This window comes from Pseudoalteromonas sp. TAE56 (assembly GCF_000497955.1).
Lineage (GTDB): Bacteria > Pseudomonadota > Gammaproteobacteria > Enterobacterales > Alteromonadaceae > Pseudoalteromonas.
Genome location: NZ_AUTN01000075.1, coordinates 12,287 through 34,914, shown reverse-complemented (window position 1 = coordinate 34,914; position 22,628 = coordinate 12,287). Strand labels below are relative to the sequence as shown.

Below are 22,628 nucleotides of genomic sequence, written 5' to 3'. Positions count from 1 at the left end.
TTAAAGAACGTTGCGATTAAAGTTAAACTTTATCTCGCTAGGGCTGCGCATATTACGCGTTCCTATTTTTTTGTCAACACTTAAGTTTAAACTTTCTAAAAAGATTCAAACTAAGTTTCACTTAACACCCTGAGTTGTTCGTGCCTCGCTATGCGTTGGCGTTTCCCGTCTCAGTGGGGTCGCATTATAGGGAGATCCGAAAACAGATCAACCCTTTTTTGAAGAAAACTTGAAATAAAGTACTGTTCGCTGAGTATTTGAGCTAAACACGTTAAAAACACAACATAGCTAGCAAGTTATTAACAACTAAAGGCGCTTTAACTATTCTAATATCAAATATTGTATCAAACGATCTTCATGTAAAGGCTTACACCCCAAATGATCAACACGATCGCTAATGAAAGTGTTACGGCTGCAGATCCCATATCTTTGGCTCTACCTGACAATACATGCAATTCTGTACTTACTCGATCTGTTAATGCTTCAATTGCAGAGTTTAGCAATTCAACTATTAGAATAATAAGCAGTGAGCTAATTAATATTGCCCAGTGCAGTAATGATGAAGCAAGCCAAAATGAAATAGGAAATAATATAAGGCTTAATAGTAGCTCTTGTCTAAATGCGGCTTCCTCCTTAAATGCTGCTTTAAAGCCTAGGTAGGAACAATAAGTCGCTTTGAAAACGCGTTTGAGGCCTAAGCCATTTGGTTTAAGTATATCTTTCATTAAAAAACTCTATGAATGAAGGTCAAAATAAAGCCCCGCAGTGCGAGGCTTTTTATTTATGCTACACCGTATTGATCACGATAAGCTTTAACTGAGGCTAAATGTTCATCCATCGTCCCTTGAACTTCAAGGTAGCTAATAAGATCAGCTAATTTTACAATAGAAATTACTTTGGTATTAAAGTCGCGCTCAACTTCTTGAATAGCTGATAACTCGGCTTTACCTTTTTCTTGGCGATCTAATGCTATTAAAACGCCACTAAGGTCTGCACCATTTTGTGCAATAATTTCCATGGACTCACGAATAGCGGTACCTGCGGTAATTACATCATCAACTAGCATTATTTTGCCATTGAGTTCTGAGCCTACTAACGTACCACCTTCACCGTGTGCTTTTTTCTCTTTACGGTTAAAACAGTACGGTACATCTTTATCATGGTGATCTGCTAATGCAACTGCCGTTGTTGTCGCTATTGGGATACCCTTATACGCGGGACCGAATAGTACATCGTACTCTATCGCTGAATCTTCCAATGCTGCAGCATAGAAGCGACCTAAACGCGCTAAATCACGACCAGTGTTAAATAAGCCAGCATTAAAAAAGTACGGACTTGTTCGCCCTGACTTTAAAGTAAACTCACCAAACTTTAATACCTGCTTCTCTAGAGCAAATTCTATAAACTCTTTTTGATAATCTTTCATATCTAGTGGCCTACCTATTTATGCTAATGCTTGCTTTTGTACGTCAATGATTTCACGTATAGAGTGTTTGGCTAAAGTAAGTAATTCATCCAGCTCATCAAACGAGAAAGGTTCACCTTCGGCTGTACCTTGAATTTCAATAATTTTACCTGTCTCAGTTAAAATTACGTTCATATCAGTCTCAGCAGCTGAATCTTCTATATACTCTAAATCGCTAATTGCTTGACCTTTGTATATGCCTACTGAAATAGCCGCAATCATATGCTTAAGTGGGTTTGAGTTAATCATGCCTTTAGCACGCATGTGCGTTAGTGCATCAACAAGTGCAACACATGCGCCACTTATAGAAGCAGTACGTGTACCGCCATCTGCTTGGATTACATCACAGTCAATGGTGATTGTGTTTTCGCCAAGTGCTTTTAAATCAACGGCAGCACGAAGTGCACGTGCAATTAAGCGTTGAATTTCCATAGTACGACCGCCCTGCTTACCACGTGCAGCTTCACGCGCATTACGTGTATGCGTTGCTCGCGGTAACATACCGTATTCAGCATTGATCCAACCCTTACCTTGGCCTTTCATGAAACGAGGAACGCCCGATTCAACAGTCGCTGTACAAAGTACTTTGGTGTTACCAAACTCAACAAGTACTGAGCCTTCAGCATGCAAAGTATAATTACGTGTAAATGTAACAGGTCTAATTTGGTTAGGTGTTCTTTCGCTTGGACGCATTGACGATCCCCTTAATTCAGAATTTGCGACATTATAAGTGTATGTGGGTATAGATACCATGCTGATTTAAATAAATAGCTGTATGCAAAATATTCAGTGTATTAAATTTTCCCTAGAGCTTAAGCAGTGTTACGGTATAATCATCGTAATATTGTATTTATTAATTTAGGAAAATATCCATGATCCACAGTATGACAGCTTATGCGCGTCGCGAAATAAAAGGCGATTGGGGAACTGGCACTTGGGAAGTTCGTTCAGTGAACCAGCGTTACCTTGAAACATTTATTCGCGCACCAGAGCAATTTCGTGGCATGGAGCCAGTTATTCGTGAGCGTTTACGCAAACACTTACAACGCGGTAAAGTTGAGGTCTTTTTAAAGTTTGTAGCAAATCCAGCCCATGTTGGTGAGCTATCAATTAACCAAGCCCTTGCTGAGCAATTGATAAATAGCGCTAAATGGGTTCAACAACAAAGTAATGGCGATATTAATCCTGTTGATATATTGCGTTGGCCTGGTGTTATGGAAGCTGAAGAACTTGATATGGATAGCGTTAATACCGCACTAATTGTTGGTCTTGATCAAGTAATCGAAGATTTTAAATCAGCCCGTGGCGATGAAGGTGCAAACCTTGAAGAAATGATAGCAATCCGCCTTGATTCGATTTTAGAGCAAGTAGAAATTGTAGAAACGCATATGCCCGAGATTGCTAAGTGGCAACGTGAAAAGCTGGCTCAAAAGCTAGAAGACTTAACAGCAAACATTGACGAATCACGCCTTGAACAAGAACTTATTTATCTTGCTCAAAAACAAGATGTAGCCGAAGAATTAGATCGTTTAAAGTCTCACGTTAAAGAAACTAAAAAAATCCTTAAAAAAGGTGGCGCATGTGGCCGTCGCCTAGATTTTATGATGCAAGAATTTAATCGTGAAGCTAACACGCTAGCATCCAAGTCTATCAATAGTGACATCACTACTGCTGCTGTAGAGCTAAAAGTGTTGATTGAACAAATGAGAGAACAGATCCAGAATATTGAATAAGCTCCACACGAGCCTCAATAAGATTTAAAATAATTAAAAATCAACAACTTAACCAGATAAAACTCTACACGAGTCCATTAACTTCCATCTAAAACCACCACCAAGTGGTGGTTAATATGGTGGGTATGGTACACTTACTTAAAACATAAGTGGTGGGTAAAATCTTACCCACCGGTATCATGGCTATTAAAGGTGGATTATGGCTAAACTAACGGTAAAAAAAGTAGAGTCACTTATAAAAGCGGGTGGCGATAAAACACAGCGCTACGCTGATGGTGATGGCTTGTACTTGGTGGTTCCTTCTTCAGGCACAGCCAGTTGGATGCTGCGTTTTACTTCAAATAAAAAACGCCGCGAAATGACGTTAGCAAAAGTCAAAGATCTTACCCTGGCAAACGCTCGCCTTGAAGCCGCCACTAAAATGAAACAAGTGCGCGATGGTTTTGACCCATTAATACAACGAAAGCGCGCCGAGCAAGAAAGCATTAAAACAGTTAATGACTTATTTAATGACTGGTATCCCACCTTAGTAAAGCGTTTAAAATACCCTGAGATCCCAAAGCGCGTTTACACTAAAGATATTGCTCCGGTAATTGGTGATATAAAACTCGATCAAATAAGCGCGCGCGATATACGCACCACTATTAATGCCATAACAGCCGCAGGTAAACCTACAATTGCAAACGATGCACTTGGCTATTGTAAGCAATTATTCAACCATGCAATAAAACTAGACCTAATAGCAGGAAATCCAGCCTCTGCATTTACAGTGCGTGACGCAGGCGGTGTAGAGAAAAGTAAAGACAGAGCATTAACCACCAGCGAACTTAAGCAGTTTTTTGATACCGCCAAAAAAAATCCAATGAGTTTCACCCGTGACAACTACTTAGCCTGTACTTTATTAGTGTGTTTAGGGGTGCGTAAGTCTGAATTATGCGAAGCAAAGTGGGAAGAGTTTGATTTAGAAAAAGCGGTGTGGGAGCTGCCAAAAGAGCGCAGTAAAACCAATGTAGGTCTTAGTATTCCTTTGGCCCTACCGGTAGTACAGTGGTTTGAAGAGCTAAAAATGAGAAGTTGCGGTTCTGACTATGTGTTCCCTAGCCGTCGCGCCAGTAAAAATCCACATATGGGACCTGATACGCTTAATCGCGCTATCACTAAGTTATTTGGCCATGAGCCAGGTAAAAAGAAACAGCCACCAAACTTAATGGGTGATATGCCTCACTTTACTGTTCATGACTTACGCCGCACCTGTCGAACTTTACTAGCACAGCAAGGCACCCCCGGCTATGTAGCCGAGAGATGCTTAAATCATAAGTTAAAAGGGGTAGAAGGTATTTATGATAAGTACGATTACTTTGAAGAGAGAAGAGTAGCTCTTGCCAGGTTGTCGAGAGCTATTCTGCATTTGTTAAAATAGTTTGTGTTCAAACTCACAATAATTGGGAAGATACAGCCCCACTCATTGAAGAAATCATCGTAAACTAATTTAACTTTTCTGTTATTCTTGCTGTACTTGCAAGTCAGCATGTATGTATTCTAACCAAGATTTTTCATTTATCGTTCTTTGATTTATATCTACAGGAACAACTGTAACTTTGTCTTTATTGTTTGGACTAATTCTCAATCGACGTACAAGATTTCTTTTTTGTTGCTCAGCGTCACCATCAATATTTAAGCTAACCCAATATAAGTGCTTGCCTGATTCTTCTATGACTTGACGAAATAAGCCGTTAATATGACTGTCATCAATATTAAATCCATATCCAATAACAACAACTGCATCACTATTTGAATAGTCATCAAACAAGCCCACGTAGCGTCTAGACATATCAACAGATGTTAATGGCTTCAGTCCACTTTGAGTAAGAATAAATGGAACGTGTATCTGATCTTTTGGGATATCTTCAATATTCTCAACTGAAACTACAGAGTTCTTATAAGGGTTATAATAATCATTTACACCACCGTTAAGATGCTTGACATCTGGTATAGCAAAGCCTAGCTTTTCTGAAATAGACTCTACAATATTATTATAATTTGCTGTGCCTATAGCTGTTAAATCAATCCCTAGCTTTTCACAAAATACAAGATCATGGTAGTAACCATGATCAGGTAACTCTCCGGCATCAGCTAATTGACCAACTATGTATTCACGAGTAGCCCTTAAAAACACGATCATTTTGGTAAATTTTGCCCATTCTGTTTTAGGCGAATACAAATATCTAAAATGATTATCTATAAGCGACTGATAATCTAGAACTGTAGTAAATAAATTCTCTAAGATTTGTTGAGCAATGGCAGGTAAAATCTCAGATAAATCTTCACTTTCAGGATTAAATGGTCGCCTTTCATTCAGTAATAGATCTAGAGCAGTTAAACCCGCACGGCTAAATTCTATTTTAAACATTCCTGTTACATCATCAAAGATAGGAATATCATCTGGTGCCTGTTCAAATAACTCATGATTCAGCTTTGTAACCAACTCTTGTCCATGTGCACCTACCAAAAGTTGAAGAAAAGCACCTGCATATTTTTCAATATCAGTAGTATCTCCTTCTATTTTGATAGAGTCTAACATTGCAGAGTAATACTCAGAGCCAAATAACTTAACTTCTTGAGCTAATAATTTGTTCATTTTGATAGCTTGGGAATAAACCTCTTCACCTAGATCTTTACCTGTTTTAGCTTTAAATACTCTTTGAAATTTTTCTTTATCAATATTTAGGTCTTTTAGTGCTTTATCTGCTTCAGAATCAAAGTTACTCAAACGTCGAATAATTTCTTTCTTCCGATACTCAATTGAAGACTCAATCAAACTTGAGAATTCAGGCTTTCCAAAGGCGTATATTGTTCCTGTTTTATATTTATCTGGTAACCAATCAGTAACATAACTGCTCATTATATTGAGATTTTGCAATTCAGTTCTTAGGGATTTCTTGTGTTCGCCTACATCTTGTCTAAACAAATCAATCGCAAATTTACCACCGCTTGGTAAACCATACCCAACTTCAGCACCTGCACCAAAAAACAAACCTATCTTCATTAACATATTCCTTGTTTTAAATTCATTCTACATAACCCCTAAGGCCCTAAACTTCTCCATTTGAGTATTAGCCCAAAGATCATCACCGCTTACTTTTCGATATACCTTTAAATAAGCTACGGCCTTTTGTGGCTGCCTTATTTGTTCATACGCTAGTGCTAACCGTTTTAAAATTGATGGTTTTCTTGGGTATTGCTTATTCAAATTAGTCAGCAATTCTATTGCTTCATCGTACCTAGATTGCAAACCGCACACAGAGGCCTTTTTTAATATCATCTCTGGCTTGTTTAATTCACCTCTAGCTTCAATATCTTCAATTATTTTATTGGCATTTAACACATCTTTGTTTTTCAAATAAGTATTGACTGATAACTCTCTAAACTCAGTACCTAAGTTGTCATTTAAAGATACACATTCTGAATTACTACTTAATACATCAACTATTTCAAAGTACCTACCACCTCGATATAGCGCTCTTACTTGTGCTAAAAGCGCATGATAGTCTTTACTCGAATCAAATTCAGCTCTTGCGACTTGTGCTGCTTCAACATATTTTTCATCTTCAATTAATTTAAAAGCATATGAGGACCAGTCACCTTGCTCAGAGCTGTGAGCAGATAATGCGACGGCAGGCTCAAAGTTAGCCTGTGCAATACGTACAACTTTTAAGTCAGCTAACATATCGTCAATGCTTTCCCATCTATCTGACGAGTTAACGCTTAATGCTTTAAAGATAAATTCTTCAAGCTTTCTAGATACAGTCTTGTTAAGTTCACTAGGCTTTGGAAAAGGTAAGTTTCTATATACAGCACTTGGCGTATCATGTGGCGGCCTTCCGGTAACTAACTGATACATAAGCACACCTAAGCTATACATATCACCTCGAATCAATTCTAAAAAGCTCCCTTTTCTTTCTGAACAGTCAGCATATTCAGGTGCTGAGTAAAGGACAGTACCGCCATTTTGCCTGCTACGAGCATATATTTCTTCAGGTAATGCTGAACTGCCAAAGTCGGTTAATTTAACCTGATCACCACTAATCAAAATATTGTGAGGCTTTAGATCACCGTGTGATACTGGTTTTTCTAACTCAGATAAGTGTTTAACACCTACAAGAATTTGCTCATAAATTTGAAATATTTGTTTGTAGGTTTTGGCAAAACCACTTTCTCTGTCTTCTAATAGTTGTGCGAGGCTTCTACTCGGAAAGTATTCCATTTCAATACCGTACCATTCTCTTTCTGGTGGTATTCTCCCCATCCAATATATTTGAACAACATTTGCGTGTGATGGAACACCTAAGAGATCTTGTCCCTCACGTAAACTACTATCAGAGGCAGAGCAATCTTTTGGTATTTTAACAGCTACTATTTGGTTATCTTCTATCCTTTGCGCACGCCATACCCAGCCATGGGTGCCATCACCTAATTGCTCAAGTAATAAATAGCGATCACCTAGTTTCATATCACTACTAGGCATAAAATAATATTTTGATTTCGCCACTTTACCCTCTCTTAATTACATCAACTAAACGATGCGTGCCTTGCTTGTCACTTTGAAATACAAAGTTTAATACCAGTAACTGCCTAGTATCACAGCCTTCAACAAATTCGCCATTTGTTAATTTAAAACCTTGTTCAAATATTGTCTTCAAGCTTTTATTATCAGGTAATGTTTTTAAGCCATTAGTCCAATAAGCAAGAACTACAAATTCAGGGTGTAGCTGCCAACGCCTATGCGCTAGCAATAAATTTTTGACTTTATCGGTTAACTTTTTTTGATCTGAATTTGTACCTGAGTAACGCTCAAACTCTACAATTAAATTAGGTTTTTGTGTTTGTTTATCAAACCAAACAGCATCTGAGCGAACATCATGATTACTTCTTATGGCATATGTTAAAGGAGCAGGAACTTCTACAACACCGGAAAATCCAAGGTGATGCCCCAGTTCCATCCAATAACTACAACCTAAGCTGTGAATAAGCGTATCATCATCTTTTATTCCCCAATCACTCATCATGGGGAACGCGTGTTTAACGAACTCGCTATTTTCAATTGTCTTTAATACTTCTTCTTGAAGTGAGTTATTCACTAAAAGTACCCCAAACATTTAATACTTCAGGTGACTCACCACCATGTACTAAGGCTTTAGAACCAACTTTAACTAATAATGGTGCCGGTATAGAGCGACCACAAATCAAGGCTTCACCCGTTGATAAGCTAGGCAGCTCTTCTAAGTCGGCTTTACTTACCATATCTGATGCTTTAGTAATAAATCGTTGATCGTCAGGGTTCTTAAGGCGCATTGTGATCAAAGTATTACATTGCGATGTTACATCGGCATCGAGCTTTGATGGTCGTTGACTAACAATGCCAAAACCTACACCAAATTTACGACCCTCACCGGCAATTTTTTTAATGATTCTATGGCTAACTGCTTTACCACCAGCTGGAGCAAAGTTATGACCTTCTTCATAAACTAAGAAGCTTGGACGTGTTTTATCTGTTTTGCTTGAGGCTGCTCTTAATATTTCACTTGAAAGCAAACCACAAATAACTTGCTTAGCGGTATCACTTAAACCTTGTAAATCAATTACAACTAAACGACCTTTTTTATCACTTGGGCGACCAATCATTTCATAGATATCAGTTGGACCACTTAACTCAGACGAATAGAAACTTTGTGCTTCATTTAAAACGCGAGATAACTTCATTGATGCAACAGCAGCCGAGCGTCCATTTAATGCTTGCGCTTCAGCACTGCTTAAATCATCCCATTTCTTAACTTCTTCAATACCATCGCCTAAGAAGAATCTCAGCTTATTTATATCTCTAGGTTCAACAGTTTCCACAGTACGCCAGTATCGAATGGCCACATCTAATACACGTTGTTGTGGTTCAGTTAAGCCAGGTAATATTTCTGAAATATCATCCATTTCAAACTTATCAAACTGAAGTGCTAATACCTTGTTTTTATTTGCATATTTTTGACGGAAGTTATCCATTTGTGGCGTATATATCTGAATACCTGCATTTGAAGCTTGTAGCTTTTCCATCATGTGCTTAATTTCTGGTAAAGCCTTGCTGTCGCGTTCATCTTCAGTATCAAAATGATCGCCAAATTGTAAGTTACCGCCTTGTAGCGCTCTGCCATATTCACCATGGGGATCAAATACAACAACAGTACCATTATTTAACGCAACCAAACGTTCAATTATTCTGCCTACAGTGTAAGATTTACCAGAGCCTGTCATTGCTAAAATAGCCATATGCTCAGTAACTAGTTTATTAACATCTAAATACACTGGAACAGTATTCTCACCATGCTCATAACCAACCAAGTTACCAATATGTAAGCTGTTTTGTTCATTAAACTCGTAAAAGTCACTTAAGAATTGATAATCAACAGTCTCAACTTTTGAACCTGGATCAAGTGGTCTACGGGGGATCTTAATTTGGTTAGTTGTTGCATCTTTATAACCCACTAAATCAATCGTCGCGTACACATGTTCACCGGTTACTTCAGCACCAGGTAACAACTCAAGTTCAGATACGGAGTTACCAAAACCAGAGTTAAACAGCATATTAGTTCGTTGAATCGATACTATGCGGCCTAGTACATGGGTTACAGGTTCATCCTGACGCTCTTGATGTCGAATCCTAACAAACTCACCTCTTCTTCCTGAAAACGAACTGTTTAATACCATGTGTAAATTGTGCGGCTCGCCGGTATTACCCACTAATGTCCCTAAAACTTGGTGCTTCATTATAATTCTCCATCTAAATCTGATAACCAAACATCTTCAACTTCTCTTGATTTAAGTGCTGACTGAATATTCGATTTATAAAACTTCACAAATTGGTCTAATTGTTTTAATTCTTGTTGAGCCAGCTGAATTGGCAGCGGGTAAGCTCTTTGTCCACCAACAGCCATTAAACACATTAATTGACCACACAAAAAATCTAATGCTTGTGCATCCCAATCTGGCTCATCACCTGCTAATTGAACTAGGCGAATACCGGTATTGTTGCCACCTTTAAAATGAAAACCCACCAAACCATTTTCTGCTGCCTGCTTAGGCTCCATACGGTCTTGATTTTCTGCAATTCTAAAAGCAGCTGTACGTGTAAAACTGCTCAAAATACCATTAATAAAGCGCTGTTCACCAATGCTTGATAGCCCTTTTAAGTGAGACAAAATATTACCTGCTGCTTGCTGGTCAATATCTTCACTGGCTAGCAATTGAGACAGCCCATCAGCAGTTCTTAAGTCTTGTTTAGCAATGTATAAAATTGCACCAAACTTTTCAGAAGCGATACCGGCTAATATTGGTCCTTCTTTATTCCAAGGATAAAGGTTTTCTTTATGAGTTAACCAAAACTGATCAATTACCGCTAAGGTATCATCATACGTTTTACGATATTCGGTGTGTTCTGGCGCATCCTTTAAGGGAGCCATATCCCGACCAAGAAACAACGGACAATCGAGCAATATTAAATCAACAGTTTCACCATTGAGTAATCGTTGCTCAGCAAGTTGGTAGGCTTGTTTTATTTGAATTAGAGCTAATCGCTTAGACTGATTTACAAAATCAATATCATCCAGTTCTGTAGTACTATTTTGCCCTGATGTCGCCACAGCATTATCTTTTATCGTCAACTCAAGGCTCACCGCAGCACTCGCGTATAAAAAGCCACCTAACGTTTTTTGTGTAGCACTACGGGTCGCAATACCTGCAACTTTAATATTTAGCGGGTTTGGCCGTTCAATCGGTTTAACTAAACCTGCCGATACAAATAAAGGCGCTAACTGCTCTAAATCCCTTATTTGCTGTAAAAGGCGACCAACAGTGCCTGGCATATGCAACTGAGTTTGCACAGCTAATGTTTGTGCCAAACTACGATTAGTTGTACCTAAACTACTCATGGGGCCATCCTTTTTAATTCATCAGCATAAAGCTTATACGGGCTTGCCATTAAGGTATCCTCACCTAACTGGCTTAACCCCCCGTCTGTAAATAATTGGTGCGTTTCAATATCAGTTAACGCATTAATTAAACTTTCATCATTAACATTAAATAAAGCTAATTGCTTCACTCTCTCTATCAACTGTGTGCCTAACTCAAAGCTTTTGCCATAAGCACAACAAAGCAATACATGATGCGGTTCTTGTAAAATTAGTTGTTCCTTTTCACTAGTTGAATCCTGTTCGCTTACTTTAGCAATACCGGCAAAATTAAATAATGATTCAAACCATCCTTTCACTGCTTCAATTTCATCCAAACAAGTTAAAGACCAAAGCGGTAAAGACGTAACAGCAAACTGACCTGACGTAGCGTGCTGTTTAAAGAACAAGGTATTCAAAGTGCCATTTTGCCAACTATGTCCTAAAGTTCTTTCAAATTGACAAGATATGGCCTCAAAACCATATTTAACTTCATCACATAAACTTGCGGCTAAACCTTCACCTACTAGACTTTCACTTTGTAGTTGTACCTGCCAATCTAAATTGGGTGAAACTAAACCATCGTTAAATGGCGGTATCAACAGCAACTGCCGACCTGGTAACGCTATCCAATTAGTGAAGTTATCTTGTTGTTCACTTGTCAGTTTCTGCCAATTTTGGCCAAACATAAGTAATGATCCACAATCAGGAAGTGCTTCAGTATCAGCTAGTACCTCTATTGGCAAAATATCAGCGATGACACTGCCACGGCGATGAGTTGCTAATTCTCCAACTAAATAGGTATTAATAGTCAAACCGTTAAGCCCCGCCTAATCGATAGGTTTGCACAATCAGCTGTTTGTTCACTAGCTCTTGGGTTTCATCATGCGTGAAGTTAGGATCATTTCCTTCAGCTAAATCATTAACAATTACTGCCCAGCGTTCGGCGCTAACAATATGTGAATCAAGCAAAGTATCTATTTTAGATTTTACTTTGGCTTCTCTTGCGTCTAGCTCTTTTTGGGCTTGCGCTAAAGAGCCCATATTTTCTACTTCTTTAATGGTTAACGCTGGAGTTTGCGCTTCACCATTTATTTTTTGAAGAACATGCAAGGCTTGATCATAACTACCATTCTGATTTTTAAGTAATTTCTCACGATAACCAACCACATAGTTTTTCAAGGTCGCAATATCACCAGACCACTGTGTAAGTTGTTTTTTAACATCAGCTAGCAGTGGCGGTACTTGTTCTCGCAATAATTTAAACTGTCCTAATTGCAGATCAGAATTAATTCTATCTTTTAACGAATCGGCTTCATCTTGAATGTCATCAAACAAGCCAGCAACGTATTTAACTTTTTTATTGAGCTGTTCAAGCTTTGTTAAACCGTCAGGGTACATAGAAGTAAAATCAGCAGGTACATTGTCTAAAGACTGTTTAACCTCTTCCAGACCCGCAACAGCTTCATCAGCACGGGTATGTTGTTTTAAAAACTCAACTTTCAAATCCACATAACTAGAAATTACCGCACCACTTATATCCTCAAGAGGTAAGCACTGCTCACTATCAATGTTATAGCCAACCTCTTGTGCTAATTGCTCTAAACGTTTTAACGCCTGTTCTACATCTAAATTACGCAAATAGAAACCTAAAGTGCCTGCTTCAGTATGTTGTTTCTCAGGTGTTTCGCCAGGCAATGTCCCTGGCCTAATCGCACCAGCAAGAATACGAGAGATTTTATCTAACGATAAAGTGAAGATATTTTGCGGGAATGGTGGCTTGCTATCAGCATCTGACTTTATTTCAGTAATAAGCGCCGTAGTTTGAGCCGTTACTGCTTTTTCAATTTTATAAACCTGATCGGCAAACGATTTTGCTTTTGCAATACGCTTCCAAAGAGGCGAGCTATCTTGTTCAAAGTCTAAATTAGCAAATTGCTTTTGTTGCAACTCTTGCTGATAGCCTTCTGCTTGATATACCCATTCAACAGCTTTTTGATGTTCATATCTTGCTTGGCTAGTTGTTGCTAACTGGTTAGCATAATCAAACCAATCATCAATGCTCGGCAAGGCTGTTTCTTCTAATCTTTTAATTTCTGATTGAAGTGAGCTCGCCTCATTTAAATTGGCCTGTGCCATATGGGTTTTAGCGCCAACCTCTTTTTTGCCTTTAGGCGCAAATAAGGTATTAATCCTACCCTCCCCAAATAAGGTAGCAATCTCACTAACACGTTCAGGGTAATCATTTTCTAACCAATTTTCAGCTTCTTTTAGCATGCCTTCAAAAGCACTACGTTCATTTAATGAATAAACAGGGACTTTAGGCTTTGCAGGATCACTACTTTGATTAACTAATAGAGCGCTACCTAATAACAACATCCATTCTTTAAATACATCATTAGGGTTCTTTGTGTGCCAGCTGTAACCAAAAAACCAGGCTTGTTTGGCGTATTCTAAAGTGATTTTAGTACGCTTAAACAAACGCTCTTTTAATAAGCGGCATATAAAAGTAGGAAACTGTGCTTGAGCCGTTATTTCATCGGTAGAGGTAAATATTTGGCTCCACTCTTGCTCACCAAAGCCATCATTAAGTTCTTTTTGCGGCACTTTTAATTGCCTAACTAAGTCGTACAATGCGCCATCTTCAACGGTTTGTGGTGTTTGATCGTAACGGCTCAGTTTTTTCACATCGCTTCGCACAATTAAATCAGCCCAGCCATCGGCTAATAATTCCAGCTCTTTTTGCGTAAGTTTATTGCTCGCTCGTAATGGCATAGCAATTAAGCCACGCTTATGAAGACCTTGTCGCCAATGTGTGGCAGAGTCAATCAAGCTTCTATTTAATGCATCAAGGCGCTGTAAAAACTTAGAGGTTAAATCTTTACGCTCAATGGTAAAGCCTTGACAGTCTGCCAGCGGCATGCCCACTTGCTCTAAAATATGTTCTTCGTTATGGCTTAAACGATACAGCAATAAATAATCTTGTGCTTTTTGCAGTACCGGATCTGACGGATTATTAAACTTATTACCTAAATCAATAGACGAAGTCACCGCTAAAACAGGGAATTTCCCTTCATCAGTAAACTGCTTAGTCACTTGTGAACAAAGCGCTTTAAGCTCTTTTTCGTTGTTCACATAAGCTAATACTAAACGACCTTTAGGGTGTAAATGTAAAGCACGACACGTAGATAAGCCGCTGACTTCTTGCTGGTTACGGGTATGCGAGGTCGCAATGCTTACTAAGTCACAACTATTATCAAAACCCGCATCAGTCGCGTCATATTGCCAATGGCTATCTAATACTCGCATTAAACCGGTTAAACGCGACAGTTGTTTATCAGCAGCTTTATCACTTGCTTCTTTCATTACTTCAAAATGCGCATTAGCAGAATCTGGCGTTTTGAAAATAAGCGATTGTTGACTTTGTTGACGATACCTAAGGTTTAAGCGGTTTAGCATATTAACACTTGGGCCAATATGGGTTGCAGCTTGTGTTAATTGTTCTTGATCGCCAAAGTGATGCAACCATAAGGCTCTTGCTACATCTTCAGCGGCGCCATGAGGATATAATAATTGCAGCAACTGAATAAATTCGGCTCGGTTATTAGGGATCAATAACTGATTACTGCCTTCGTGAATAGCATATGTAGCTAAGTTAGCCAGTAACTGAGTTAAATCTAGCTTTTGCTCTATGCCTTCAAAGGTCCATAAGTCTGCTTTATCACGCACAAACTTGGCATTTTGCAGTGCCGGACGGCAATTATCTCTATCCCAATTAACCAAACAATAAAAGCTAGCAACGGCATCATCAAATTCATTAACCGTAGTGACCAATGCTTTAGTGTTTTCATCAACCGTTTTTAAATTTACTGGCAACTGACCATAAAGAAGTTCAAGAGCAGCATCTTTAATACCAATGTTTTCAGTTTTAATTGCTTGAATAGCACCTGAATCTAAAACGTATTCACGCACTCTTGCTGAGCTTTTCAAAACGGCATTAAACAGTTGGCCTATGCTTTTTACGGCTTCNCCGCCACTCATGGCATAAGCAGCTTCAACCACGCCTTCAATGTAATCTTGGGCTAAACGACCATCCTTTTTTAACGTGGCAACATAATCACTAACATCAGAAAAAGCATTGTGCTCTAAATCAACCAAATTAAAGCGACGTCGCAAAGAAGCCACTTCTCTAAGTTCATCACCAATAGCAGGTGAACATAAGGTAACATAACGCAGCCAAGGTAGTTTTCGGCGAGGATCTTCCTCTTTAATCGCACTACCTACAATACTTATGGCACGTCCATCAAGGCGTTTTATATCATCACTTTCTAAGCCGTAGGTGGCTGCTTCTGCGGCGGTTTCCAGCTCATCAAGTACCACTAGAATGTATTTAATTCCAAACTGGTTTAAATACTCATACGCAGCATTAACTAATCGTGTCGCTAGAAACTCATCGTCATATAAGTCTTGATCTGAATAATTCTTATCAAGCTCTAAACGGTTTGCAAGCTCTTGATAATCAAAGCCTTCAACTTCTAATCGATTAAAACATTGCTTGGCAACTTCAGCTTGAATAGAACCATCGAATTGATTTTTAGCCAATGGTTGCAGCGCCATATATAAACCGTAAGCAAACCAATTTTCATGGTTTTGGTTTTCGGTCGCTATTTGGCTATAGCGGATATACAAACTTAAATACTGTTCGCGATCTTCATCGTTTCTAAATAACTTAACTGGGTTTAAATCACCTGCGTTATCACGGCAATACCAACCTGGGCTTGCATCATTTACTTGGGCAATAAGCTCATACCCTAAACGTGATTTACCACGGCCCCACTCAGCAACCACAGAAAATACTTGAGTAAATTCATTTTCTTCTTTATCCACCAAGTGAATAAAGCTTTCAAAATCATTAAAAAATTGGCTTTGACCAACTAAAGGGTCACGCGGAGGATACGATGATAACCCATCTGATTGCCAATGATGATTGGCTATAGCGTACTGTGTTGAAGCTTCAGCAACACCCAAAGAATTATTATTACTTATATTTTTATTTGAGCTTGCGTTGTTCATTGACACTTCCTCTTTAAATCCTTTTTAAGGCTTAATTGCTGTTCTAGTGTTTTAAAATAAATCATATTTTTAGCCCTACCAATTCATTGGCCCAGCTTTGTGCCTGTTCTCGAATAGCCGCAGTAATATGCTTGCTCGGTCTGGCAAAGTTAATAGTGCCAAGTCGTGAAGTAGGAATACGAGCAAAACTGCTGTGGGTTTTATATTGCGGAATATCTTGGTTGCTGCCTTCAATAAATTGCCACACCTTGGCAGAAATCATATAGCCAATTACTGGGCTAATCGCAGCATTAAGTGCTTCAATTTGCAGTAGGTGCTTAAGCGGTGTAAGTAAATTAATATCAAGTGCATCAAGCACCCGTAAAATTAATTCAGCCAAACTGCCACAACTGACTTCATAACCTGTATTAGTCGTTACCACCACTTGAATAGTGTTTGGCTGCATAAAGTGTTTTATTTGGCTTGAGTCAATTTCTAAGGCTAAACCACCTGAAACCTGCTCGCTGCGCCACATATCTTGGGTATAAATAATTTGCGCTAATAAATAAGCCCAAGGGTTGAGCACTAGCCATTCAATGATTGCTTTATCGTTTAAATCGACACTTGGTGCTTGTACTAGGCCATAAAGGTGATAACCATTTGTTACGTGACTTTTTACATTAGCGTGCGAGATTAGTGGGAACTCAATTAAACGCTGAGCTAACCAATGAGAAGTAACATCACCCTTACCAATTGGTGGAAGTTCATTTGCTTCTGCTTTAACTTTTGTTGAATCATCTATTAGCTTAGCCGCAGTGGATAAGGCTTTTAATAATTTAGGATAACTAGCATTTTGTTCTGCCCCTTGACCAAAGGCAAAATTTTCCAGTGTTGTAAACTCAGTTGGATTAAGTGAGCCATTCTTTTTTTGTGATAATACAAAACCAGCACCGCCACCAAGGTTGGTTATTTGCTCGCTTAATACTTGAACATCATTTCTCGCAGCCGCATCATTTAACTGTGCTGCAACAATGTTAGCCCAAACAGCTTTTAACTCAGCTAGCGTTGCCAAAATCGCAGCGACAGCATCTAAGTCTGTATTAAGTGACTGTCGCAACCGCAATAACTTTTTGCTAGCAATCAGTGTTTTTTTATCTTCGCTAAATAGCCAAAGGCCAAGTTGTTGGAATACTTCAAGCTCAGGCTGATTCAAACATGCCCCTTTTTGAATAAGCGATAACAATAACTGCGCTTCTTTTTCGGTTAGAGAGGCCGTAATGCTAGCAATCATTAAACAGGCTCCTCATTAGCATCTACCGCTTGTTTAGCTTCATCCAGTAACTCATAGAGTTTGTCTAAGTCTGTAAACAGAGGTTTGCCATCGTCAGCTAAATAACCTTTGTCGGTAAGTTTGCTTAAGATTGCTCTATCTTTACTGTTATCGCCTTCTTCTAATGCCTGTTGTGCTTCAATTAACTGTGACTCAGTGACCTGGCCGTCAATTAATGCTTCGACAATTAAACTAGAGGCACTTATTAATGAACTCACAATGCGCTTTGAGTCTATATTCATTTTGTATGCTAACTCTATTTCTAACTGAACAGTTTCTGGAGGAAGCGGAATTAAGTTAGAGGCAGTTTCTGTTAGGTTCATATTTAGTTGAACAGCGCCATTGGCAATTCGGTTTGCTTGGATTCTTCCAATTTCGGAGTTAAAAAATGCACTTAAGTAATACGGGTTTAATTCACTTTTACAATCAATAGTGACTACAGCTGCATTTAAATTTGCCGTTTTGTGGTGTTCATCATTGAACACAGCAGCTCTGCCAATTGTCCCCCTTACTGAGAGTAAAACTGAATTGGGTTTAGCTTCATGGTTTTTAAGCTCTTTGTGTTTATCTACTGAAATATAAACACAATCACTTAAATCACACTCTCCATCAACTAAGTTTATTGAGCGTATCACAGGCACACCTGATGGCTTGTAGTCGTTAGTAGATACTCCCCAACCGCCAGGTCCATCTTTTATCCGATTGGTTAACTCAGACAATGATTTATATGGGTATTTTCCTTCCTGAATTTTATTTTCCGCCCAGAGTTCGACAGATCCATAATATTGAGGGTCTAGTCTATTTTCTGTTAACTCTTTATTTTTAATCTTTCTACCTAAATTGGAATTTTTAGGTTTAGTTGACTGTGAAAAAATTTGTTCTATTTTAAGTTCTAATTTTTTTTCTTCTAGTTTTGATAACCTTTTCAGTAACTCAGCAAATCGTATTTTATTACCAATATATTGTTGGACCAATAAACTAGGTGTAGGTATTAAATTTGAACCTGTCTCCGTCAAATTCATGTTGTTTTGAACGGCACCATTAGAAATCCTTGAGGACTGAAGACGACCATGCTTACAATTAAAAAACGAGACAAGATAATACGGAAGGATTCGATTTTTTTTACACCTCATCCTGACTACCGCAGCATTTAAATTTGCATATCCATAGCCTCTAGACTGAAAAACCCCACTTCTTCCAACACTCCCCCTGACAGTTAATACAACGTCACCTTTTAAAACTTCGTGAGCTTTTAACTCTTCATGCTTGTCTTCAGAAATAAATATTGCTTTTTCCAAATTGACTACTGAATCGTTAATATTTACGCCACGAATAATAGGCACTCCAGTATCAGTATAATCATTAGTAGATACCCCCCAACCACCAGGACCATCTTTTAGGTCGTAGACTAAATTTGAAAGGCTGTCATAGCCAAAACTATGACTTTTAACTTTGCGTTCGACTTCTAAAAAATGAGGAGAATAATACTCGGCATCTTGTCTATTCGTTGATAAAATTTTTGTGGAAACCCTTGATATATATCGCACTATTCACCTCTCGCATAAGCGCCAGATATAGCCGCTAGATCATTTGGTACGCCGGTAGAGTAATCTTCAATATTCTTTTTGACGATATAACCTAAGGTATCAGCCACTGCCATAAAGACATCACCTTGTTCTTGGTTGGCAAAGGCATTTTCATCCTCTTGGTGGGCATTACGCTTTTGAAGATATAAAATGCTGGTTTTTGCACCTGTTCCAGATAAAGCAAAAGTATCTGAAGGTAGAGATACCACAGCCTTTACAATCGCCTTACCACCACTAAATTTTCCTGTTTCTTCATCTTTTTTGCCCATGATGTACTCACGTATATAACGATCACCTGAATTACATAAAATGCCATCGGGTAATACCATGAGTAATCGCCCACCAGGTTTAAGAAGCTCCAAACAGCGGTCAATAAATAACACCGCCATATCAATATTACTGCTTGATAGTTTCCAGCGACCTTTATTATTAGGTTTACCGCCTAAAGCACGGCCATAAACTGTTGGTTTATATATCCAATCTTTACCTTTTGGCGCTTCATGTAAGTCTGTAGTGTATTGTTCTAATATTTCTGTAACACCTGATTTTGCTTTACCAAATGGTGGATTAGTACAAATTAGGTCAAAGCTGCCTGCTTTTAATTGTGGCGTAGTAAGAGAATTATCGGTTTTAAAAATATTGGCTTTTGGTGCGCCTAACAAAGCCATATTTACTCGGGCAAGTTTTACCATTAACGGTGCGGCATCTGCACCGACAAAACTATGCTCTAGCATGGCTTGAAAGTGTTCATCTCGGCGCACATCATCAGCGGTTTCTTTGCCTAATACTTCCATTAGGGCACGTTCGATATGGCCAAGGGCAATTGAACCAAAGCCATAACTGCCGCAAGTTGGGTCGCAATAGCGAAAGACCGGTTTGCCATCTTTACCTTTAGTATTAAGGATTTCAGGTGATTCTTCTAAAATATCGTGCATCGCCATTTGCAGCATACATTGCTTCACAGGCGCTGGTGTTAAATAAACCCCCATACCACCTTTCGACTCAAAGTTTCCTCGTAAAAACACATCAAATACACGACCTAATACATCTGCCGCTACATGGCCTAAGTTAGGGTGCTCTTTACCTGCAACAATGGCACGCTTACCTTTTGGCTTTTGGTATTCGCTGTTTAAGAAAACCCCTGGTAAATTTTGAATTAGCTTCATCAATTGCAAGTAGTTTTCTGGCTTTGCAAGGCGTAAATGGGTTTCTACATCAAAAATTGGATGCGCTTCGCCGCTATCATCCGTTACTTTATAATCTTGATGTTCTTTTAATTCATCGAACGCCACTTTAATTTGTTTCACTGCATCAGCTTTGTTTTGTTCGACATACTGCCAGTCAAAAATATCTTTAAACTGAAGCACTTTATCTTCATATTTAAACTGTTGATTTGGATGGTGAATACGGAAGGTTTCTAAAAACAGGAACTTGGCCACCTCTTCAATGATTTCGTTTTTATTACTGACGTTATCTTTGGTTTTGGTATACACGGTTTCATGGAAGTAATCTAAACCATCCATCAAACGTTGGTACATTTCTCGAGACCAATAATACGTAGGATCACGCTTAATTTGTTTGTAGTTGTTTATCTCATTAACACTTGGAATTTGGTCCACTTCCATTGGTGGAAAGTCCATTTCAAAGAACTTTTCGTTTTTACCATCGGTTACGTGGATAAATTTAGGGAATTCATGTTCATCTAATACCCCAGCAGCTTCAATGGCAGTCATTTCTACATTATCTACGCCGACTAACTGCCAATTGCCTTCTGGCAATACCCATAACATCACCCGATGAGTAGACTCACCGTTATTGTCTTTACCGTAAACTAAACTGACTTGCTGCTCTTCGCTACTAACCTTTAAATTAGCTTGTTGATCAAAACCTTTAGCAGCGTAAGCGGTGTTTTGTAAATCAAGGGTTGCGAGCACTTGAGCTTTTAAGGATCCTGATTGGTCTAACTTATCTTGCTCTGCTTTAGTAAGTTTCTTTGTTTTTGTTTCTTCAGTCATGTTTGTCTACTTATAAAATAGTTATGTTATTGCGTGATTGTTGCCAGCGTTATGATTGGCTCGTAACTTTTATGCTTTATAATTTTAAGCTCGGTAAAGAATGGCTCGGCCACCAATCACATTCATATTCGGATGATTTTTTGCAATGGCCAACAACTGTGGACCACTGGTTTTAAATTCTTTTAACTGCTGTATTAATTTATCTGTTGGCAATGGCTTATTGGCTTCTTTTAATAAAGCTTCAAGTGCCATATCCAAGGTTATTTCCACGTCACCCATAGCTATTTGGGTTTCACCACTTTCAAGTTTGGTTACGGTAAACTCAGGTAATACCGCTAAAAACAAAGCTAGTTGCTCTGGTAGCCATTCCAGCTGTTTAATTAATTTATTATGCTCTTGCATCAATTCACTAAGCATCATAGGTGCTGTGAGTTGGTGTTTAATATCGTTTAATAATTGGCTTGCTGGCATATTCATTACTCAAATAAATTTAAGTTATTAGGTTTGCTGTTATTTGAATCAACATTTTGAGCTGTGGCTAATGTATTGGCAAGCCAAGGTTCATCACTTGATTGCAACTCAAGTGGAATGGCCCCGTTATTTAGCAGCACGATATTGCCACTGGCGTCTGATTGCTGTTTAACAAACAAAGGCACCCATTGGCTTTCATTATTTTCTTTAGCCCCAGCCCAAGTACCACCTTTACCCTCATCAGCACGTACCACTAATGCAGCACTGGCAGCGGTATAAATGTATTTATTACGGGCCATAGCGTTACCAACACTAAAACCAGCTTCAGGATAAAAACTTGAGATTAACACCAGTTGTTCATTTTGTAGGTGTTTGCGCCATTTGCTTACAGTGGCCGCCTTTAAAAGACTATCTGCCATAATGCCAATAGCAGTTCCTCCTGCATTAAGCGAAGCCAGCATAGCGGTTTCATCAACACCTCTTGCGGCCCCCGATACAATGTTAATATTCTCTTGAGCGGCTTGTATTGCGACGTTTTGAGTAAACTCTTCATCAATATTGTCAATACCACGCGACCCAATGACAGCTAAACCACCTTTTTGCAGTAGTGCCTTATTACCAACACCGAAAAATACCGGCGGTGAAATATGACGAAGTTGCTTTTTAAGTAGCTGTGGGTATTCGCTGTCTTGTCTGGTGATGACCCAAACACCTGAACGTTGCCATTTCTCTAGCGCTAAGCCCATGGCTGCTTTACGGCCTAAAACCTCAGATAGGCGATCAGCGGTAATTGTGCCTTTAGGATCTTTCCATTTAGACAGCACCTCATCAAACTGGTGAAACAACGAACTAGGCGTAAAATTAAATTCATGTAGCCAACGAGCAAAACGGCCATACTCTATGGCTGTTAANTTAATGGCCGAGCCTCACCTTTTTTAGGTTTACTAAAAAAAGTTGATAGCAGTAAAACCGCTTGTGTATTTTC

At 38.8% G+C, this 22,628-nt stretch carries 16 protein-coding genes; 2 read left to right on the top strand and 14 right to left on the bottom strand.

The genetic code is table 11. The features are described 5' to 3' along the window. Window positions 1-344: 344 nt before the first annotated feature. From L656_RS0107340 to rph, 3 genes are read right to left on the bottom strand one after another with little or no spacing between them, the layout of a single operon-like run. Window positions 345-725 carry a diacylglycerol kinase gene (locus L656_RS0107340; protein WP_024598706.1) on the bottom strand — a complete coding sequence of 127 codons (381 nt, stop codon included), beginning with the start codon at window positions 723-725 and terminating at the stop codon, window positions 345-347. A 56-nt stretch (window positions 726-781) separates the two neighbouring features. Then, window positions 782-1,426: an orotate phosphoribosyltransferase gene (gene pyrE, locus L656_RS0107335; protein WP_024598705.1), complete on the bottom strand. Its 645-nt coding sequence runs from the start codon at window positions 1,424-1,426 to the stop codon at window positions 782-784. Between the two features lie 18 nt (window positions 1,427-1,444). Next, on the bottom strand, window positions 1,445-2,158 hold the full coding sequence (rph, locus tag L656_RS0107330) for a ribonuclease PH (protein WP_002958890.1): 714 nt from the start codon (window positions 2,156-2,158) through the stop codon (window positions 1,445-1,447). 179 nt (window positions 2,159-2,337) lie between these two features. Here rph and L656_RS0107325 point away from each other — a divergent pair, with 179 nt between their 5' ends. Next, on the top strand, window positions 2,338-3,198 hold the full coding sequence (locus L656_RS0107325) for a YicC/YloC family endoribonuclease (RefSeq protein WP_024598704.1): 861 nt from the start codon (window positions 2,338-2,340) through the stop codon (window positions 3,196-3,198). Window positions 3,199-3,397: 199 nt separating this feature from the next. After that, on the top strand, window positions 3,398-4,618 hold the full coding sequence (locus L656_RS0107320) for a tyrosine-type recombinase/integrase (RefSeq protein ID WP_024598703.1): 1,221 nt from the start codon (window positions 3,398-3,400) through the stop codon (window positions 4,616-4,618). An 81-nt stretch (window positions 4,619-4,699) separates the two neighbouring features. Here the strand turns inward: L656_RS0107320 and L656_RS0107315 are convergent, their stop codons facing one another. The 11 genes from L656_RS0107315 to L656_RS01000000122025 form a co-directional block, all read right to left on the bottom strand. After that, window positions 4,700-6,244, bottom strand: a complete 1,545-nt coding sequence (locus tag L656_RS0107315) for a hypothetical protein (protein WP_024598702.1) — start codon at window positions 6,242-6,244, stop codon at window positions 4,700-4,702. A gap of 27 nt (window positions 6,245-6,271) precedes the next feature. Then, window positions 6,272-7,747 carry a serine/threonine-protein kinase gene (locus L656_RS0107310; protein WP_024598701.1) on the bottom strand — a complete coding sequence of 492 codons (1,476 nt, stop codon included), beginning with the start codon at window positions 7,745-7,747 and terminating at the stop codon, window positions 6,272-6,274. 1 nt (window position 7,748) lies between these two features. Further along, on the bottom strand, window positions 7,749-8,336 hold the full coding sequence (locus tag L656_RS01000000122035) for a hypothetical protein (RefSeq protein ID WP_198923569.1): 588 nt from the start codon (window positions 8,334-8,336) through the stop codon (window positions 7,749-7,751). Then, complete coding sequence (locus tag L656_RS0107300) at window positions 8,329-10,011, bottom strand: ATP-binding protein (RefSeq protein WP_024598699.1); 1,683 nt, start codon at window positions 10,009-10,011, stop codon at window positions 8,329-8,331. The genes L656_RS01000000122035 and L656_RS0107300 overlap by 8 nt, the downstream gene beginning before the upstream one ends. Beyond that, window positions 10,011-11,171: a hypothetical protein gene (locus tag L656_RS0107295; RefSeq protein ID WP_024598698.1), complete on the bottom strand. Its 1,161-nt coding sequence runs from the start codon at window positions 11,169-11,171 to the stop codon at window positions 10,011-10,013. The genes L656_RS0107300 and L656_RS0107295 overlap by 1 nt, the downstream gene beginning before the upstream one ends. Then, complete coding sequence (locus L656_RS0107290; RefSeq protein WP_024598697.1) at window positions 11,168-12,004, bottom strand: hypothetical protein; 837 nt, start codon at window positions 12,002-12,004, stop codon at window positions 11,168-11,170. The genes L656_RS0107295 and L656_RS0107290 overlap by 4 nt, the downstream gene beginning before the upstream one ends. A gap of 4,319 nt (window positions 12,005-16,323) precedes the next feature. Further along, complete coding sequence (locus L656_RS1000000123205; RefSeq protein ID WP_024598695.1) at window positions 16,324-17,532, bottom strand: hypothetical protein; 1,209 nt, start codon at window positions 17,530-17,532, stop codon at window positions 16,324-16,326. Next, a complete protein-coding gene (locus L656_RS0107275) occupies window positions 17,532-19,118 on the bottom strand; it encodes a hypothetical protein (protein ID WP_024598694.1) in 1,587 nt (528 codons plus the stop codon). The genes L656_RS1000000123205 and L656_RS0107275 overlap by 1 nt, the downstream gene beginning before the upstream one ends. Then, complete coding sequence (locus L656_RS0107270; RefSeq protein WP_024598693.1) at window positions 19,118-21,172, bottom strand: HsdM family class I SAM-dependent methyltransferase; 2,055 nt, start codon at window positions 21,170-21,172, stop codon at window positions 19,118-19,120. Before L656_RS0107270 ends, L656_RS0107275 begins: the two co-directional genes overlap by 1 nt. 84 nt (window positions 21,173-21,256) lie before the next feature. Then, entirely contained in the window at window positions 21,257-21,643 is a 387-nt protein-coding gene (locus L656_RS0107265; protein WP_139016061.1) for a hypothetical protein, read from the bottom strand. 5 nt (window positions 21,644-21,648) lie between these two features. Then, window positions 21,649-22,488, bottom strand: coding sequence for a DNA-processing protein DprA (locus tag L656_RS01000000122025; protein ID WP_050581859.1), 840 nt, complete (start codon window positions 22,486-22,488; stop codon window positions 21,649-21,651). Window positions 22,489-22,628 lie beyond the last annotated feature (140 nt).

Coding starts and splice junctions, on each gene's coding strand:
- L656_RS0107320 (WP_024598703.1), top strand. CDS start 3,398: ATGGCTAAACTAACGGTAAAAAAAGTAGAGTCACTTATAAAAGCGGGT.
- L656_RS0107340 (WP_024598706.1), bottom strand. CDS start 725: ATGAAAGATATACTTAAACCAAATGGCTTAGGCCTCAAACGCGTTTTC.
- L656_RS0107300 (WP_024598699.1), bottom strand. CDS start 10,011: ATGAAGCACCAAGTTTTAGGGACATTAGTGGGTAATACCGGCGAGCCG.
- L656_RS0107315 (WP_024598702.1), bottom strand. CDS start 6,244: ATGAAGATAGGTTTGTTTTTTGGTGCAGGTGCTGAAGTTGGGTATGGT.
- rph (WP_002958890.1), bottom strand. CDS start 2,158: ATGCGTCCAAGCGAAAGAACACCTAACCAAATTAGACCTGTTACATTT.
- pyrE (WP_024598705.1), bottom strand. CDS start 1,426: ATGAAAGATTATCAAAAAGAGTTTATAGAATTTGCTCTAGAGAAGCAG.
- L656_RS0107270 (WP_024598693.1), bottom strand. CDS start 21,172: ATGACTGAAGAAACAAAAACAAAGAAACTTACTAAAGCAGAGCAAGAT.
- L656_RS0107265 (WP_139016061.1), bottom strand. CDS start 21,643: ATGCCAGCAAGCCAATTATTAAACGATATTAAACACCAACTCACAGCA.
- L656_RS1000000123205 (WP_024598695.1), bottom strand. CDS start 17,532: ATGATTGCTAGCATTACGGCCTCTCTAACCGAAAAAGAAGCGCAGTTA.
- L656_RS0107295 (WP_024598698.1), bottom strand. CDS start 11,171: ATGAGTAGTTTAGGTACAACTAATCGTAGTTTGGCACAAACATTAGCT.
- L656_RS0107325 (WP_024598704.1), top strand. CDS start 2,338: ATGATCCACAGTATGACAGCTTATGCGCGTCGCGAAATAAAAGGCGAT.